Source organism: Marinobacter sp. UBA2688, from assembly GCF_002352785.1.
Classification (GTDB): domain Bacteria; phylum Pseudomonadota; class Gammaproteobacteria; order Pseudomonadales; family Oleiphilaceae; genus Marinobacter; species Marinobacter salarius.
In genome coordinates this window covers 91,531-109,430 of sequence record NZ_DELU01000021.1, presented here as the reverse complement: position 1 = coordinate 109,430, position 17,900 = coordinate 91,531, and the positions used below count along the sequence as shown (strand labels likewise).

The following is a 17,900-nucleotide window of genomic DNA, read 5'->3' as shown; positions in this document are numbered from 1 at the left end:
GCAAGTATGTTAGCCATTCTCCACCCGGATACCGCGCTGGACAGTGAAGCCTATCGCCAAACCATGCATTTTCTGGAGAACCTGCCAGGGGTATCGGTCAGGGTGCATGAAGTCCAGGGTGCCAAGCAGCGCCTGACAGAGGTGTACCTGTTGGGCGACACCAAATCCCTGGACAAGGACGAGATCGAGGCCCTGCCTGCCGTGGAGCGCGCGATACGCATCTCCGACGACTACCGGATTCTGGGGCGGCACAAGGACGACAAGCGCCAGAGTGGCTTTACCTATAACGGCGTGACCTTCGACCAGTCCAACCTGAACATTTTCGCCGGCCTGTGCGCCGTCGACGTGCCAGAGCACGTGGAGCAGATGATGCAGGCCCTTGAGGACAATGGCCAGGTTTGCACCCGCATGGGCGCCTACAAGCCCCGGACCAACCCGTATTCCTTTCAGGGCCACGGCAAGGGTTGCCTGCCCTGGGTGTTTGAGAAAGCCGGCAAACATGGCATCAAGGTGATTGCCATGGAGATCACCCACGAGAGCCACATTGAAGAGATCGACCATTGCCTTGAGCAACTGGGGCGCCCTACCGGTGTCATGCTGCAGGTAGGCACGCGCAACACGCAAAACTTTGAGTTGCTCAAAGCCATTGGCCGCCAGAGCACTTACCCGGTGTTGCTTAAACGCGGCTTCGGCATCACCCTGAATGAATCTCTGAACGCGGCCGAATACCTGGCCAGCGAAGGCAACGCCAATGTGATTTTCTGCCTGCGTGGTATGAAGACCGAGGCTGGGCAACCCCACCGCAACATGGTGGACTTCGCCCATGTCCCGGCGGTAAAGCGCCTTACCCGCATGCCGGTATGCGTTGACCCATCCCACTCAGTCGGCAGCCGCGAACGCGCACCCGACGGCGTCCTGGATGTCATGCACGCAACCGCACAGGGCGTGATAGCGGGCGCCAACATGGTACTGGTGGACTTCCACCCGAAGCCGGAGAAAGCCTTGGTGGATGGCCCTCAGGCCCTGCTGATGCGGGAACTACCGGCGTATCTGGAAGACATTCAGCTGTGCCACGACACCTGGAAGCAACGCCAGCAAATCTATAACCGTCTGAAGGAATCTTCTCCAGAATGATCGTGTATGGACACAGGGGCGCTAAGGGGGAAGCCCCCGAAAATACCCTGGCCGGTTTTACCCACGCCTACCGCCACGGGGTTCGGCACTTTGAGCTTGACCTGGTTCTATCAAAAGATGGTATGCCAATGGTCATTCACGACCTGACCGTTGATCGCACAACCGGACAGGAAGGCAACGTTGCCAACTACACGGCATCCGAACTGGCAGACATGGACGCCCGGCGCAACACCACAGCCTGGCCGCGGAAAGCAGGCATTCCCACTCTGGAGGCGTTGCTCAACGAATTCCCGGATTTCGAGCACCTGCAACTGGAGGTAAAGAAAGACAACCGTCACCGACTGAATATTCTGTGCAATCGCCTGACAGAAATCATTCAACGTCGCGATCTTTACAAGCGGGTGGTCATTACCTCCTCCGACAGCTGGTTCCTGCAGGAAGCCCGCCGCCGGGACCGCAAGGTGCGGATCGGACTCGTAACGGACCGGAAGTTTCCGAGACCGGTCAATACCGCAGCCCGTTTGCACTGCGACTTTCTCTGTATCGGCTGGCGTATCTGCACCAGTGCCATCGTTGACGATGCCCACAGGCGCGGCATGCACGTATCCACCTGGACGGTAAACCGCATTCACGACATGGTTCAGCTTGAAGCCAAGGGCGTCGATAGCATCATCACCGACTATCCGACAAGCACGCGGATGTTCTTCGACAACCGCGCGAAAGCAGCTCTCCACCTTCCAACGCCCCAAGAGAGCGCGGAAAGCACGGACAGCACTCGGCCCGCAATCAGCAGCTAGAAAATCCGATTGAGACCGTTGAGCGCCGCTACCCGATAAGCCTCAGCCATGGTCGGGTAGTTAAAGGTCGTATTGATGAAATAGTTCAGGGAGTTGGCCTCGCCTTCCTGATTCATGATGGCCTGGCCGATGTGAACGATTTCTGCGGCCTGGTCGCCAAAACAGTGAATTCCCAGCAGTTGACGGGATTCGCGGTGAAACAGGATCTTGAGCATGCCAACCGGGTCCCCGGTGATCTGGGCCCGCGCCAGGTCCTTGAAGAACGCCTGCCCCACTTCGTAGGGAACCTTGGCTTCGGTTAGTTCCCGCTCGGTTTTACCCACCGAGCTGATCTCCGGCAGGGTATAGATACCCGTCGGCACATCCGATACCAGCCGGAAATAGTCGTCCTTCACGATGTCGGAGGATGCAGAGCGCCCCTGATCGTAGGCGGCGCTGGCGAGGCTTGGCCAGCCAATCACATCACCGGCCGCGTAGACATTCTCCACTTCAGTCCGATAATGGTCGTCAACCGCCAACTGTCCACGGCCGTTGGGCGTCAGACCGATGTTGTCCAGGCCCAGCTTTTCGGTGTTGCCGCTACGGCCATTGCACCAGAGAAACGCATCCGCACGGATTTTCTTGCCGGACTTCAGCGACAGCACGACCCCGTGATCATCACCATCGACCGATTCATACTCCTCGTTGTGTCGAACCAGCACACCGTTATTGCGCAGGTGATAACTCAGAGCATCCGAAATCTCATCGTCCAGGAACGTGAGCAAGCGGCTTCCCGGGTTGATCAGGTCCACCTTCACACCCAGGCCGGCGAAAATCGAGGCGTATTCCGAACCAATGACGCCCGCTCCATAAATAATCAGCGTGCGGGGCGTGTGGGACAGATTCAGAATGGTATCTGAGTTGTAGATGCGATGGTGACGGAAGTCTACATCCGGCGGAAGGTACGGACGAGAGCCCGTTGCAATAATCGCCTGCTTGAAATGCAGGACTTCATGGGATTTATTACCCCGTATCTCGAGCCGGTTGCTATCGATAAAACTGGCACGGCCGTTAATCAGATCCACGCGGTTCCGTGCATAGAACTGGGTTCTCAACTTGACCTGCTTGCCGATCACCTTCTGTGCATTCTGCAAAACACGGGGAAAAGAAAACCAGCGTGGCTCGCCGATATCACGGAACATCTGGTTGGTATTAAAGGTGATGATCTGCTTGACCGAGTGACGCAACGCTTTGGAAGGAATAGTGCCCCAGTGGGTGCAGTTACCGCCAACCGTGGGTTTATCTTCGATGATTGCGACACGCTTGCCGTGTTTCGTCGCATTCATCGCTGCACCTTCTCCCGAAGGGCCTGCGCCGATAACGACGACGTCGTAATGATGTTCTGCCATTCTGCAGTGACTCCTTATCTACGTCGTGAGGGAGCCTCTGAAAAGACCCTGCAGGCACGCACTGGCAGGGCGCAGGCGCTTTTCAGAAGCTCCCGGAATTTTTATAGGTTGGTGGACGCCGGATCAGCGGTCGTCTGAGCGGGAGGCGTCATACGTCAGTGCCTCCGCGGACTTGCCGTCGTTGGCAAGACGTTCGTTTTCTTCTTCACACTTCTGGGTGTTGCCGCCACAGATATCACAGGACTTGCTGATACCCATGGCACCAATGCCACCGCAAGTGCCACTGATCGGCTTGCGGCCGAAAATTACCCCGACGGACATCGCTGCAACCAGCAGCACGACAATCATCAGGACCAGCAGAAAAGTACCCATAAGGTCTCTCCGTCAATGTGTCAGGAACGAGGAAAACGCAGGCGTGTAATCCGTTTCAAACCCGTTGTCACCCCGCACAATAAAATACGCGGCTATGTTCTCACGCGTGGCAAGCGCCTTTGCCCGATCATGCCCCATCACATTAAAGGCCGTGGCGAGGGCATCTGCCGTCATGCAGTCATCCGAAATGACCGTTACCGATGCCAATGTATGGCTAATCGGTCGACCGTCTTTCGGGTCTATTGTATGCGAAAACCGGCGGCCATCCGATTCGTAGTAGTTACGATAGTCACCCGAGGTTGCCATTGCATGTCGGTCAAGGGCAACCACACGGTTGATTTCACGCATTTCCGACACCGGCTGCTCAATGGCCAGGCGCCATGCTTCACCATCCGGCTTATGCCCATGAGCCTGAACTTCGCCACCTATTTCGACAAGATACGCGACGATACCTTCATCTTTCAGGTAACGGGCCACCGCGTCCACGCCGTAGCCCTTGGCAATGGCTGACAGATCGATGTATTGATTGGGACTCGCTCTCAGTGCCGGAGGATCCGCCTGAAGGTCCAGTTTACCGTAACCGGTGGCTGCCATCCTGGCCGCGAGCTCATCGTCGCTGGGGATCGTCTCCGGACGGGCATCCGGCCCAAAACCCCACAGATTGACCACCGGGCCAATGGTGACATCGAAAGCGCCACCGGTCAGTTCGGAAACCTGATCAGCTGTTGCAAGCACTTCGTAGAGCGGCGTTGAGATCTCCACCCACTCAGACTGATCGTCCAGACGGTTAAAGCGCGAAAGCTCGGAATCTTCACGCCATGTGGACATCGACGCGTCCACGCCTTCCAGAACCTTTTCAATGCCTTGCGCCAGATTCTCCAGCCGCTCCGGATTGTCCGTCAATACGACGTTGATATGATAACGCGTACCAAACACCGGCCCGGCGATTTCCCAGACTTTTTCCTCTTCCTCAAACGAACAACCCGCCAGCGCGGCCAGGGCCAGCACCAGTAAGGCGCCGGCCGCAACCACCCTGACGGGTCGGAACATGCTGAATGTCATGTGAGCTAATTAACCCCCGAAGTCATCCAGCATGATGTTTTCGTCCTCAACACCCAGATCCTTGAGCATCTTGATGCACGAGGCGTTCATGATTGGGGGCCCACACATATAGTACTCGCAGTCCTCCGGAGCCGGGTGCTCCTTCAGGTATTTTTCATAGAGCACGTTATGGATGAAGCCGGTCTCGCCTTCCCAGTTATCGGTTGGCTGCGGGTCTGATAGAGCCACATGCCACTCGAAGTTGTCGTTTTCTTCCGACAGCTGGTCGAAATCCTCGACGTAGAACATCTCCCGGACGCTTCGTGCGCCGTACCAGAAACTGATCTTACGCTTGGACTCCAGGCGCTTGAGCTGATCAAAGATATGGGACCGCATGGGCGCCATACCGGCACCGCCGCCGATGAACACCATTTCAGCTTCGGTCTTCTTGGCGAAGAACTCACCGAATGGCCCCATAACCGTCACCTTGTCACCGGCCTTCAGGTTGAAGACGTAGGACGACATGATGCCCGGCGGATGATCCGTGCCCGGAGGCGGCGTGGCAATACGGATGTTGAACTTGAGAACACCCTTCTCTTCCGGGTAGTTGGCCATGGAGTAGGCGCGAATGGTCTCCTCCTTGTTGATGGCCTTGTAACGCCAGATATCGTGCTTGTCCCAATCTTCATGGAACTCCTCCTCAATCTTGAAATCCTTGAACGGGATTTCGTAGGGGGGGCACTCAAGCTGCACGTAACCACCGGCACGGAAGTCGACTTCTTCACCTTCGGGAAGCTTCAGTACCAGTTCCTTGATGAACGTGGCCACGTTATGGTTGGAGATAACCTCACATTCCCACTTCTTGACGCCAAAGAACTCCTCTGGCACTTCCACTTTCATGTCCTGCTTCACCGGAACCTGACAGGACAGGCGCCAGCCTTCCTTTTCCTCGCGATTGGTGAAGTGGGTCTTTTCGGTGGGCAACATGGCACCGCCACCCTCCAGGACCTTGCACTTACACTGGGCGCAAGTACCGCCGCCGCCACAGGCGGAGGACAGGAAGATGCCACTTCCGGCCAGGGTTCCGAGCAACTTGCCGCCGGCTTCCGTTGTCAGCGTATGCTCTGGGTCGTCGTTGACTTCAATGGTCACATCACCGGTGCTTACGAGTCTGGACCGTGCCGCGAGAATGACCGCGACAAGGGCCAGCACGATAACGGTGAACATGACCACGCCGAGAATAATTTCTGTATTCATGGTCTCGCCTTTTCGTTAAACCGAATCACCGGGTTGATTACAGTGAAATACCTGAGAACGACATAAAACCGAGGGACATCAAACCAACCGTAATGAAGGTGATACCCAGGCCTCGTAGCCCTTCGGGAACATCGCTGTATTTAAGCTTTTCGCGGATACCGGCCAATGCGAGTATGGCCAACGCCCAGCCGACACCGGCACCAAATCCGTAAACCACGCTTTCACTGAAGGTGTAGTCCCGCTCGACCATGAACAGTGATGCACCCAGGATGGCGCAGTTCACGGTAATCAGCGGCAAAAACACCCCAAGAGCGGCATACAAAGCCGGCATATACTTGTCCAGAACCATCTCCATGATCTGGATAAGTGCCGCAATGACACCAATGTACGTAATAAGGCCCAAAAAGCTCAGGTCAACATTCGGTAGACCCGCCCAGTCCAACGCACCTTCCCTGAGGATAGTGTTGTAGAGCAGGTTGTTCACCGGCACCGTGATCGTCAGTACCACGACAACGGCAATACCGAGGCCAGCGGCCGCTTCAATCTTCTTGGAGATCGCCAGGAAGGTACACATCCCCAGGAAGAAGGCCAACGCCATGTTTTCAACAAAGATGGCCTTCAGGATCAGGCTGATATAATGCTCCATCAGAAGGCCTCCTTAACGGTGTGGCGGGACATTTTGAAGTCCGCTTCTTCTACCTGCTCAGGCTTCCAGGTACGCAGACCCCAGATCGCCAGGCCGATGATAAAGAACGCACTCGGCGGCAGCAGCAACAGACCGTTGGGAATGTACCAACCACCCTCGTTGACGACCGGCATCAGAGACACGCCGAACAGCGATCCCGCGCCCAGCAGCTCCCGGAAGAACGCCACGAAAATAAGCAGAACGGAATAGCCCATGCCGTTACCAACGCCATCCAGGAAGCTCAGCCAGGGGCCGTTCTTCATGGCGAAACCCTCAGCACGGCCCATGACGATACAGTTGGTGATGATCAAACCAACGAATACCGACAGCTGCTTACTGATTTCGTAGGCATACGCCTTGAGGACCTGATCAACAACGATAACCAGGGAGGCGATAATGGTCATTTGCACGATAATCCGGATACTACCGGGAATCTGCGTGCGAACCAGCGACACGGCCAGGTTAGAGAAGGCCGTTACCGCGATAACCGCCATGCACATAACCAGAGTTACGTTCATGCTGGTGGTCACCGCCAGTGCCGAGCAGATACCGAGAATCTGCAAGGCAATAGGGTTGTTACTGAATATCGGCTCGAAGAGAACCTGTTTGGCTGAAGCGTCTGCCATGATCAGACCTCCCCTTCACGAAGTTTTTTCAGGTACGGTGCGAAGCCCCGGTCACCCATCCAGTAGTTGACCAACTGCTCAACACCTCGGCTCGTCAGGGTCGCACCGGACAGGGCATCTACCTTGTGCTCCTTGTCGGATGCACCGGCGCCCACGCCACCCTTGACCAGGCGAATCTGCGGCTCTTCCAACTCATCGCCGTACACTTCCTTGCCGACCCATTGGCTTTTCCAGCGGGGGTTATCCACCTCGCCACCAAGCCCCGGAGTTTCAGCGTGGTCATAGAAGCCCAGGCCCTCAATGGTGTTGGCATCGCCCTCAAGCGATACGAACCCGTAAAGGGTGGACCACAGACCGTAGCCATGGATCGGAAGGACTACCCTGACCAGTTCACCGTTTTCACTCAGGGTGTAGATCTTGGCAACGTTCGGACGGCGCTTGATGCCGGCCTTGTCTTCCGATGCAGGAATATTGACCGACATGGACGGATCAGAAGCCGCCTTGTACATGTCGTACTTCATCGGCTCCTTCACACCAACGGCCCCGGGATCAACGTAATCACCAGACTCGAGGTCAACCAACCGAACGTCGAAGCGAGAGAAGGTCTCCTCAATCTCTTCAGCCGTTGCGCCCTCTTTCAGCATTCCGGCAGCCGCCAGGATGTTGGAACGAATGTCCAGGTTCTGGTTCTGGATCTGCGCCGGTCGAAGCATTACCGCCGCTGTCGATACCACGACAGAAAACGCAACGCTCAGCACCAGAGCAACCATCAGTGTTCTGGAGACAGTTTCTTTAGCTTTAGCCACGGGCAAGCCTCCGTTTGATGTTGGCCTGAACCACATAATGGTCCATCAGCGGTGCAAAGAGGTTGGCAAACAGAATTGCCAGCATGATGCCTTCCGGGAATGCCGGGTTGATCACGCGAATCAGTACGGTCATCACGCCGACCAGGATACCGAAGCACCAGCGACCCGTGTTGGTCATCGCCGCCGACACCGGATCGGTCGCCATGAACATCATGCCAAAGGCAAAGCCACCCATCACCAGATGCCAGTGTGCCGGCACGTCAAACATTGGGTTGGTATCCGAGCCAATCACGTTCAGCAGCAGCGACATGGCAATCATACCGATCAACACGCCACCGACGATGCGATAGGACGCGATTTTCATCACCAGCAGGATAATGCCGCCGATCAACACCGCCAGCGTTGAGGTCTCACCCATAGAGCCCTGAATCGAACCCATAAAGGCTGACATCCAGCCAATCTGGGTTTCCAGTGCTTCCAGGCCACCACTGGCAGCCCAGCTCAGCGCGGTCGCGCCACTGAAACCGTCGACGGCCGTCCATACCGTGTCACCGGAAATCTGGGCCGGATAGGCAAAATACAGGAACGCACGACCGGTGAGGGCCGGGTTCAGGAAGTTCTTACCGGTGCCGCCAAACACTTCCTTGCCAATGACCACACCGAAGGTGATACCAAGGGCAACCTGCCACAGCGGAATGGTTGGCGGGCATATCAACGCGAACAGCACGGATGTCACGAAGAAGCCTTCGTTCACTTCGTGACGACGTACCGTGGCAAATAGCACTTCCCAGAAACCGCCCACCACGAAGGTGACGAAGTAAATGGGTACGAAGTACGCCATGCCGTAGACAAAGTTGTCCCAGATGCTGGCGGCATTATTGCCGGCCAGGGCACTGATAAAGGCAGTACGCAGACCACCGTCACCCATCAGCGCGTCAGGATTCTCAGCCAGGAAGCTGTTGGCCTGGAAGCCAATGTTCCACATACCGAAGAACATTGCGGGGAAGGTACACAGCCATACCGTAATCATGATGCGTTTAAGATCAATACCATCACGCACATGAGAAGTAGTGGATGTCACGCTAGCCGGTGAATAGAAAATCGTATCCACCGCTTCGTAAAGCGCATACCAGCGCTCGTACTTGCCACCTTTTTCGAAATGATGCTCGATACCATCGAGAAACTGTCGGATTGCCATCGTTTTAGCCCTCGATCTCGATTCTGGTCAGGTTCTCACGGAGAATCGGACCGTACTCGTATTTACCCGGGCACACGAAGGTACACAGCGCCAGATCTTCTTCATCCAGCTCCAACGCACCCAGTTTTTGTGCCATTTCAGTGTCGCCCACGATCAAAGACCGCAACAACTGGGTAGGCAGAATGTCCAGAGGCATGACCTTTTCGTACATCCCTACTGGCACCATCGCCCGCTCACTGCCGTTGGTCGTGGTCGTCATATCAAACCGCTTTCCGCCGACCAGTTTGGACAGGTAGATGTTCATAACCGAGAACTTGTTGGCTCCCGGCGACAGCCAGCCCATAAACTCTCGTTTGTTGCCCTCTTCCAGAACCGAAATCTGGTTGGCGAAACGACCAAGGTAGTTACAGGGCCCGTCACCACGACGACCACCGAACACAGAGCCGGAAATTTTGCGAACCTCGCAGTCCGTGGCGATTTCACCATCAAGAAGTTCATCAAGGTTGGCGCCGACACGGGTACGAATCAGGCGCGGCTTGAGGGCCTTCGGACCACCGACCGCAACAATACGGTTCACCGACAGCTCGCCGGTCTCGAACAGTTTTGCGATATCAATGACGTCCTGGTAGCCGATACTCCATACCACTTTGTCCCCGGCAATGGGATCGAGGTAATGAATATGAGTACCTACGTTACCCGCCGGATGAACACCCTCAAACTGCTGAACTTCCACGCTGTCGTCAGACGGAACCGGCACATCAGAGCCCGGCTTGCCGGTCACAAACACCTTACCGGTGGTCAGCTTGGAGAGAATCTTCAGCCCCTGTTCGAAGGCCGCACCGTTTTCACGGATGATCACTGTGGGATCTGCTGCCAGCGGGTTAGTGTCCATGACGGACACGAAGATGGAATGCGGCGCCGTATCAATGGCAGGCACCTTACTGTAGGGACGGGTCTTGAAGGTTGTCCACAACCCGGACTCGACCAGGTTATCGACGACTTGCTGACGCTCCAGACCAGCAACATCAGACGCATCGTAACGCGCAAAGGTCTCAGCTTCGTCGCCGTCGATTTCAACGACAACCGACTGAAACACACGGCGCTCGCCGCGGTTGATTTCCTTGACCACACCGGCTGCCGGTGAAGTATAACGAACGCCTTCGGTCTTCTTGTCCGTAAACAGCAGCGTGCCGCGCTTTACACGGTCACCTTCTTTCACAGCCATCGTTGGCTTCATGCCTACGTAGTCAAAACCGATCAACGCCACATGGCGAACGGGTTTGCCGTCTGTAATGGTCTGTTCAGGAGCGCCGCTGATGGGAAGATCCAGGCCTTTTTTGATCTTGATCATTAGCCTCATCCAATCATCAGAAACTATTCGATGGATTTGTAACGCCCGACGCGTGCCGCCCAGTTGTGCCAATCCGGCCTGAACCGAATGATGGCGCCAGGGCAACGGATCCACCGGCGTTAATCACAGCCAGGCATCCGGTTAAGGAAAAGCGATGGGAAGCGGGTGTCAGACGTACCCAAAATCGCGCCAATTATAGAGATTAAGGAATACTATTTCCACCAGAAACCCTACGGAGTTTGTGCCTTAACGTAATCAGAGAGTGGTTTACATGGGCCCAAAAAGAAACCCCGGTCGCGAAAACGACCGGGGTTTCTTAATTGCCTCAGAGCACTTTTGGGCTCGTCAGCCTCTAACCCGCTTCGGGAAGATCGGATAGGTAACACCCGCCATCTGATTAACCACGCGAATCACCTGGGCGCTGTAACCAGCCTCATTGTCATACCAAACGTAGAGGATCAGGCGCTTGCCATTGGCGATGGTGGCCTGCGCATCCACAATGCCGGCATGGCGGGAACCGACAAAATCGGTGGAAACCACTTCCGGCGAGTTGACGAAGTCAATCTGCTTCTGCAGCTCGGAGTGCAGCGCCATATCGCGAAGGTATTCGTTAACACCCTCCACCGTTACGTCTTTTTCCAGGTTGAGATTGAGGATTGCCATGGACACGTTCGGAGTGGGAACACGAATGGCATTACCGGAAAGCTTGCCCTTCAACTCCGGAAGCGCCTTGGCGACGGCCTTCGCAGCACCGGTTTCGGTAATAACCATGTTTAGTGGGGCACTGCGACCACGACGGCTACCCTTGTGGTAGTTATCGATCAGGTTCTGGTCGTTAGTGTAGGAGTGAACCGTCTCGACATGACCGTCCTCAACACCATACTCATCATAAATGGCCTTGAGCACCGGCGTAATGGCGTTGGTGGTACAGGACGCCGCTGACAGGATCCTGTCTTCGCGGGTGATCCAGTCGTTGTTAATGCCGTGAACAATATTCTTGATATCGCCCTTGCCCGGCGCAGTCAGCAAAACCCGGCTGACGCCCTTGGATTTCAGGTGCAGCCCAAGACCAGCCTCGTCACGCCAGATACCCGTGTTATCAATGACGATCGCATTGTTGATACCGTACTGGGTGTAATCCACCTGATCAGGGCCCGGCGAGTAGATCACCTTGATAAAGTTGCCATTGGCGATCAGCGCAGAGTTCTCTTCATCCACGGTAATCGTACCGTTGAAAGGACCGTGAACCGAATCACGGCGCAGCAGGCTGGCACGCTTTTCGAGGTCATTGCTTGCCCCACCCTGACGGACCACGATGGCGCGCAGGCGCAGGTTGTTGCCGCCACCGGCCTTTTCGATCATGATCCGCGCCAGCAGCCGCCCGATCCGTCCGAAACCGTACAGCACCACATCCTTGGTGTCGTTTTCGGCATCTTCCTGAGACTGGGTCTGGTACTCGCCGATAATCGGGCCAATCTCACGTTTGAGGAAGTCGTCAAGAGACCCACCTTCTTCCTTGAACTTCACCGCAAGCTTGCCAATATCGACATGGCCACGCCCGAGATCCATCTTGTCCATCGCCTGCAGAATAGGCAGGGTGTTGTGAACGGACAGTTCGCTGTCTTCAACCTGACGCACGAAGCGGTGTGCGCGGATGATGTCGATGACCGACTGGTTGATAATGGACCGGCCATACACGGACGTGACCACATTGTTTTTACGGTAGAGGCGACCGATCAGCGGAATCATGGCTTCCGCAGTGGATTCTCTTTCCGTCCAGTTAGACAGGTGCTGGTTGATCTGTTCGTGACTCACGCTTGAACCTCTGCAGTTGGAACCTGGAAAATTGGGGCAGTATTATCCAACGTTATTTCTCAGACAGCAAATACACCCCGTTAATCCTTTCGTAACTGTTGGACCGCTGTCATGACAGCGACACTTCTGGCCGGTAGAATACGCGCCTCGCCACTCCCCGGCTCCCAATGCATCCAGGAGAAAGAACCAGCCCATGACGCAAGCCGCCGCCCACTCCGACAGACACACCGCACTGGTTGCGCCGGTCGCACCTGTCAAGGCTGCGGATCACCGCATCTGGGGGCAACTGCATGGCAGCAGCGACGCCCTGGCCATCTGCGAGAGCGCCAGGGCCCATCAGGGCCTGACACTGGTAATAACCCGCAGCACCGAGGAGTCCATCCGCCTCGAGCAGTCCATGCGATTCTATCTGGGCCTGCCCACCGATGAAGACCAACCGGCCATCACACCGGATGGACTCGAGCTACTGTCGCTGCCCGACTGGGAAACCCTGCCCTACGATCTGTTTTCACCACACCAGGACATTACCTCCCGTCGAATCCGGGCTCTACACCGGTTGCCAACCACAAACCACGGCGTCCTGGTGGTGCCCGCCCGCACCCTGATGCACCGGCTGCCGCCGGTCAGTTACCTGCAGGGCAACACTCTGCTTCTTGAGGTTGGGCAGTCACTGGATATCGACAACTGGCGAATGCAGCTGGAATCAGCCGGCTACCGGCACGCCGATAATGTCTATGAACACGGCGAATACGCAGTGCGCGGAGCTATCCTGGACATTTTTCCCATGGGCGCCACCCGCCCCTACCGCATCGATCTGTTCGATGATGAAATTGAAACACTGCGAACCTTTGACCCGGAAACCCAGCGCTCGATCGACCGAATCGAACGCATTGAGCTGTTGCCCGCCAACGAGTTTCCCTGGCATAAAGAAGCCCGCTCAGGGTTCCGCAATCGATGGTTCGAGCAGTTCCCCCACGCCGACAAGGACGCCCCGATCTACCAGGATGTCACCCACGGCATTACACCGCCGGGGATCGAGTACTATTTGCCCCTGTTCTTCGACCAGACCGCAACGCTCTTTGACTACCTGCCCGGCGAAACCCTGGTATTCACAGCATCCGGACTTAACGAGGCCGCCAGCGCCTTCGACGCCGACACCCGTGCACGCTACGAGGACCGTCGCCACGACCGGATGCGTCCTATCCTGCCGCCAGCAGAACTGTTTCTCCAGAAGGACGAGCTGTTCGGCCTGCTCAAGGGATTTCCCCGGGTAACAATGACCACGGAAGCCACCGAGTCCAGCGGCGGCCGCAATTGCCAGACCGACGTCATGCCCGATGTTGCGATGGATGGCCGCGCCGCAGACCCGGCTGGGCGCCTCAAGCGCTTTATCAGTGAGTTCAACGGTCGGGTCCTGATCTGTGCGGAGTCCTCTGGCCGACGCGAGGCACTGATTGAGAACCTGGCCGACCATGGCCTCAAGCTGTCGACTCTGGAAAACTGGCAGGCCTTTGTCAGCGACCCCTCCGCCACCCTCGGCATTACCGTCGCACCCATGGAGTATGGGCTGCTATTGCCTGACCATCACCTCGCCCTGATCACTGAAACAGCCCTCTTCGGCGAGCGGGTGCTGCAGCGGCGGCGCCGGGAGAAACCAACCGAGGCCGACGATGCCGGCTACCGGGACCTGTCCGAGCTACGCATTGGCGCGCCGGTGGTTCATATAGACCATGGCGTTGGCCGCTATCAGGGCCTGGAAACCATTACCGTTGAAGGCGAAGCCAGCGAATTCCTGATGCTGGAATACGCCGGCGGCTCGAAACTCTATGTACCGGTTTCCAGCCTGCATCTGATTTCCCGCTATACCGGTTCGGATACTGATCACGCGCCTTTGCACAAGCTGGGCACGGATCGCTGGAGCAACGCCAAACAAAAGGCTCTGGAGAAAATCCGCGATACTGCGGCGGAACTACTGGATGTCTACGCGCGCCGGGAGGCCCGCAAGGGCTTTGCCTTTGAAGACCCCAAAGAAGCCTACCGTGCCTTCGCCGCCGGTTTCCCCTTTGAGGAAACCCCGGACCAGCAGGCGGCCATTGAGGCTGTGTTCGAGGACATGGTCAGTGAAAAACCCATGGACCGCCTGGTCTGTGGCGATGTTGGCTTCGGCAAGACCGAAGTGGCCATGCGCGCTGCCTTCATGGCGACATACTCCGGCAAGCAGGTCGCTGTGCTGGTGCCTACCACCCTGCTGGCGCAGCAGCATTACGAATCCTTCCGCGACCGCTTCTCGGATACCGCCGTCCATGTCGAGCTACTCAGCCGTTTCCGGAGCGGCGGGCAAACCACCAAAGCGATGGCCGCCATCGAAGCCGGCAAAGCCGATATTGTTATCGGCACACACAAGCTGCTCCAAGGTGACATCAAGTTCAAGAATCTGGGCCTGGTGATCATCGATGAAGAACACCGGTTCGGCGTCCAGCAGAAAGAACGTCTGAAGGCCCTGCGTGCCGAGGTGGACATGCTGAACCTGACCGCCACGCCGATCCCCCGCACCCTCAACATGGCCATGGGGCACCTGCGGGATCTGTCGATCATCGCCACGCCCCCCGCGCGACGCCTGTCGGTAAAAACCTTTGTGCGACAGCGGGACGAGGCCATGGTCAAAGAAGCCATCCTGCGGGAGGTACTGCGAGGCGGCCAGGTGTACTTCCTGCACAACGATGTGGCCACCATCGAGAAAACCGCCGAGGATCTGCGCCAACTGATCCCGGAAGCACGCGTGGGCGTTGCCCATGGCCAGATGCGCGAGCGCGAGCTGGAACAGATCATGTCGGACTTCTATCACAAGCGCTTCAACGTGCTGGTGTGCACCACCATTATCGAAACCGGCATCGACATTCCCAGCGCCAACACCATTATCATCGAGCGCGCGGACAAGTTCGGGCTGGCACAGCTGCACCAGCTCCGCGGCCGTGTCGGGCGCTCTCACCATCAGGCCTACGCCTATCTGCTGACACCACCACCCCGGTCCATCACCGCCGACGCGAAAAAGCGCCTTGAAGCCATCTCGGAAGCGCAGGACCTGGGTGCCGGCTTCATGCTGGCCACCCACGACCTCGAAATTCGCGGCGCCGGGGAGTTGCTGGGAGAAGAGCAAAGCGGCCAGATCGAAAGCATTGGTTTTACGCTTTACATGCAGCTACTGGACGAAGCCGTGGAAGCAATACGCGACGGCAGAACGCCTAATGCCGAGTTGCCGCTGAGCCACGGCACGGAAATGAACCTTCGCATACCAGCGCTGATCCCCGAGGATTACCTGCCCGATGTCCACAACCGGCTCATGCTTTACAAGCGAATCGCCAGCGTGAACGACAAAGATGGATTAAAAGAACTTCAGGTTGAAATGATCGACCGCTTCGGACTATTACCGGAACCGGCAAAAAACCTGATTCGACAGTCCGAGCTCCGAATCCACGCGGAAGCCCTGGGAATCGTGAAGGTGGACGCCGGAAAAGAATGGGCCAGGCTGGAATTCGGCAGTTCTACGCCAGTGGATCCGCTGGTTCTGGTTAAAAAAGTGCAATCCTCGCCAGACCAGTATCGGCTGGAAGGCGCCAACAGTTTCCGTTTCCGGCTGAAGGATGCCTCAACCAGTGGTAAACTCGACGGCATTTCCGACATGCTGGGGCAGCTGGCCTCCTGAAACAACCGGTTCAGCGCCCCCTGATGATCACAGGAACATTGGAGCAATGCCCTTGCGAACGCCCGGTAAACCGTTGTACGGAACACGCGCCCTATTTCTGGCGGCCCTGCTGGCCCTGTCACCCTGGGTGTCAGCCCAGGAATCATCCGGGCCCGCCGCAGGCGCAACATCCGAAGAACAGGGACGCGACAACGCTGCGTCACAGGCCCAGCCTCCCCGTGAAGACTACTACCGGGCTGAGTTCGTAATCCTCGAAAGGATCGTCGATCCGGCCGATGTCAACGAGAAAATGGCCAACCGAATTCCAGAGCCGACCAACCTGGACATCACCGAAATACTTCGAGCCGTGGATCGCAACGGAACCGCGGAAACCACCCGACAGTTGGTCCCGCGAAGCCAGCTTCACCTGCGGACAGCCGCCAACCGACTGGAAAACAGTGGCCGCTTCCGGATACTCCTGGCCACAGGGTGGTACCAGTCTTTCCCCCCTGACTTTGACGGAGAACCCCTGAAGGTCGCTATTGGCGATTGGCTGGCCGATGCCGGGCTCCGGGAAGTGGAAGGCCATATCACCATCGATCGACAACGCTATCTCCACGTGGATGTCCACCTCAACCACTGGCAGCCCCTGTCATTGCAACAGACCACGCTCAGCCAGAGTTCAGACGAAGCAGCGACGGCAAGCGGTAACAATCAGCCAATGGACGACGGTGCTGGGCAGGAAGCTACGGGCAATGACCAGCCTGCCCTCGAAAACGATGAAGCCCGGGACTCGCTGGCCTCAATGGCAACGGGTGGCGACATTGCAAGAGCAGATCAGACGCAGGTTTCCAGCGCCAGTCAGCCAAAGGCGGAGTTAATCACCTGGATACGGGAAACACGCCGCATGCGCAGCGAGGAAGTCCATTTCCTCGACTCCCCCACCATTGGCGTGCTGGTGTTTTTCAAGAAGGTTGAGGAGTAAGGGCTCCAAGCCCGCCAATGGCGATTTCGAGGATCCGCTTGACGCCGGACATGCCCTGGTCGATAGCGACCTCGATCTCAGTCATCGTTATGATGTGATCCGACTTCCCTGCCGCGCGGTTAACCACCAGCGCCAGGCACACGTAATTCACCTTCAGTTCAGCCGCCAGAGCCGCTTCCGGCATTCCCGTCATACCGACAAGGTCACAGCCGTCCCGCTCAAGGCGACGTACTTCCGCTGCGGTCTCCAGCCTGGGCCCCTGTGTTGCACCGTAAACACCGAAATCCGAGAACGAACAACCCACTGTACGAGCTGCATCAATCAACAGCGCCCGGGCCAACTCTGAATATGGGAAGGTGAAGTCAATGTGCGTGGTTTCCTCCAACTCGCCCTCAAAGAACGTACTCGCCCTGCCCCAGGTGTAGTCAATGATCTGATCGGGAATCACGATATGGGCAGGCCCCATATCGGCATGGATCCCGCCAACCGCATTAACACCGACCACCGTACGTACTCCCGCCTGCTGGAGCGCATGGAGATTGGCGCGATAGTTCACCTGATGCGGAGGAATACGGTGAGGGTTTCCGTGGCGAGACAGGAACACCACCGGCTGATCCCCGAGCAGGCCGTCCACCAAAACCGACGACGGCTCACCCCAGGGCGTGTCGACAACCCGCTCACCCGTGATTTCCAGCCCAGACAACGTCGTGAGCCCGGTTCCCCCGATGATTCCCACGGGGGCAACTTGGTTATTCACACCCAT

At 57.0% G+C, this 17,900-nt stretch carries 15 protein-coding genes; 4 read left to right on the top strand and 11 right to left on the bottom strand.

Going from position 1 to position 17,900, the window contains the following annotated elements; genetic code table 11:
* The first annotated feature begins 6 nt into the window (after window positions 1–6).
* Window positions 7–1,134: a 3-deoxy-7-phosphoheptulonate synthase gene (locus B3M52_RS09950; RefSeq protein WP_007153903.1), complete on the top strand. Its 1,128-nt coding sequence runs from the start codon at window positions 7–9 to the stop codon at window positions 1,132–1,134.
* A complete protein-coding gene (locus tag B3M52_RS09945) occupies window positions 1,131–1,931 on the top strand; it encodes a glycerophosphodiester phosphodiesterase (protein WP_075194764.1) in 801 nt (266 codons plus the stop codon). Before B3M52_RS09950 ends, B3M52_RS09945 begins: the two co-directional genes overlap by 4 nt.
* Here B3M52_RS09945 and sthA read toward each other — a convergent pair.
* From sthA to B3M52_RS09895, 10 genes are all read right to left on the bottom strand, one after another.
* Complete coding sequence (gene sthA / locus B3M52_RS09940; RefSeq protein WP_036204970.1) at window positions 1,928–3,319, bottom strand: Si-specific NAD(P)(+) transhydrogenase; 1,392 nt, start codon at window positions 3,317–3,319, stop codon at window positions 1,928–1,930. The genes B3M52_RS09945 and sthA overlap by 4 nt on opposite strands.
* A gap of 123 nt (window positions 3,320–3,442) precedes the next feature.
* Window positions 3,443–3,691 (bottom strand): (Na+)-NQR maturation NqrM, encoded by a 249-nt coding sequence (gene nqrM, locus B3M52_RS09935; protein ID WP_036204968.1) that lies wholly within the window; start codon window positions 3,689–3,691, stop codon window positions 3,443–3,445.
* Between the two features lie 12 nt (window positions 3,692–3,703).
* On the bottom strand, window positions 3,704–4,753 hold the full coding sequence (locus tag B3M52_RS09930) for an FAD:protein FMN transferase (RefSeq protein WP_075194763.1): 1,050 nt from the start codon (window positions 4,751–4,753) through the stop codon (window positions 3,704–3,706).
* A 9-nt stretch (window positions 4,754–4,762) separates the two neighbouring features.
* Entirely contained in the window at window positions 4,763–5,989 is a 1,227-nt protein-coding gene (nqrF, locus tag B3M52_RS09925) for an NADH:ubiquinone reductase (Na(+)-transporting) subunit F (RefSeq protein ID WP_036204964.1), read from the bottom strand.
* Between the two features lie 37 nt (window positions 5,990–6,026).
* Complete coding sequence (gene nqrE, locus B3M52_RS09920) at window positions 6,027–6,635, bottom strand: NADH:ubiquinone reductase (Na(+)-transporting) subunit E (RefSeq protein WP_007153909.1); 609 nt, start codon at window positions 6,633–6,635, stop codon at window positions 6,027–6,029.
* Entirely contained in the window at window positions 6,635–7,300 is a 666-nt protein-coding gene (locus tag B3M52_RS09915; RefSeq protein ID WP_007153910.1) for an NADH:ubiquinone reductase (Na(+)-transporting) subunit D, read from the bottom strand. The genes nqrE and B3M52_RS09915 overlap by 1 nt, the downstream gene beginning before the upstream one ends.
* A gap of 2 nt (window positions 7,301–7,302) precedes the next feature.
* Complete coding sequence (locus B3M52_RS09910; RefSeq protein WP_036204962.1) at window positions 7,303–8,106, bottom strand: Na(+)-translocating NADH-quinone reductase subunit C; 804 nt, start codon at window positions 8,104–8,106, stop codon at window positions 7,303–7,305.
* Complete coding sequence (locus B3M52_RS09905) at window positions 8,099–9,304, bottom strand: NADH:ubiquinone reductase (Na(+)-transporting) subunit B (protein WP_036204961.1); 1,206 nt, start codon at window positions 9,302–9,304, stop codon at window positions 8,099–8,101. The genes B3M52_RS09910 and B3M52_RS09905 overlap by 8 nt, the downstream gene beginning before the upstream one ends.
* Window positions 9,305–9,308: 4 nt before the next feature.
* Complete coding sequence (locus tag B3M52_RS09900; protein ID WP_036204959.1) at window positions 9,309–10,655, bottom strand: Na(+)-translocating NADH-quinone reductase subunit A; 1,347 nt, start codon at window positions 10,653–10,655, stop codon at window positions 9,309–9,311.
* A gap of 345 nt (window positions 10,656–11,000) precedes the next feature.
* Window positions 11,001–12,404: a glyceraldehyde-3-phosphate dehydrogenase gene (locus tag B3M52_RS09895; RefSeq protein WP_369810894.1), complete on the bottom strand. Its 1,404-nt coding sequence runs from the start codon at window positions 12,402–12,404 to the stop codon at window positions 11,001–11,003.
* 259 nt (window positions 12,405–12,663) lie between these two features.
* Here B3M52_RS09895 and mfd point away from each other — a divergent pair, with 259 nt between their 5' ends.
* Both mfd and B3M52_RS09885 read left to right on the top strand, forming a co-directional pair.
* Window positions 12,664–16,173 carry a transcription-repair coupling factor gene (gene mfd, locus B3M52_RS09890; protein ID WP_075194762.1) on the top strand — a complete coding sequence of 1,170 codons (3,510 nt, stop codon included), beginning with the start codon at window positions 12,664–12,666 and terminating at the stop codon, window positions 16,171–16,173.
* Window positions 16,174–16,219: 46 nt separating this feature from the next.
* Window positions 16,220–17,137, top strand: a complete 918-nt coding sequence (locus tag B3M52_RS09885) for a CsiV family protein (RefSeq protein ID WP_075194761.1) — start codon at window positions 16,220–16,222, stop codon at window positions 17,135–17,137.
* On the opposite strand, the gene B3M52_RS09880 is transcribed toward B3M52_RS09885, so the two are convergent.
* Entirely contained in the window at window positions 17,118–17,900 is a 783-nt protein-coding gene (locus B3M52_RS09880) for an S-methyl-5'-thioinosine phosphorylase (protein ID WP_075194760.1), read from the bottom strand. The genes B3M52_RS09885 and B3M52_RS09880 overlap by 20 nt on opposite strands.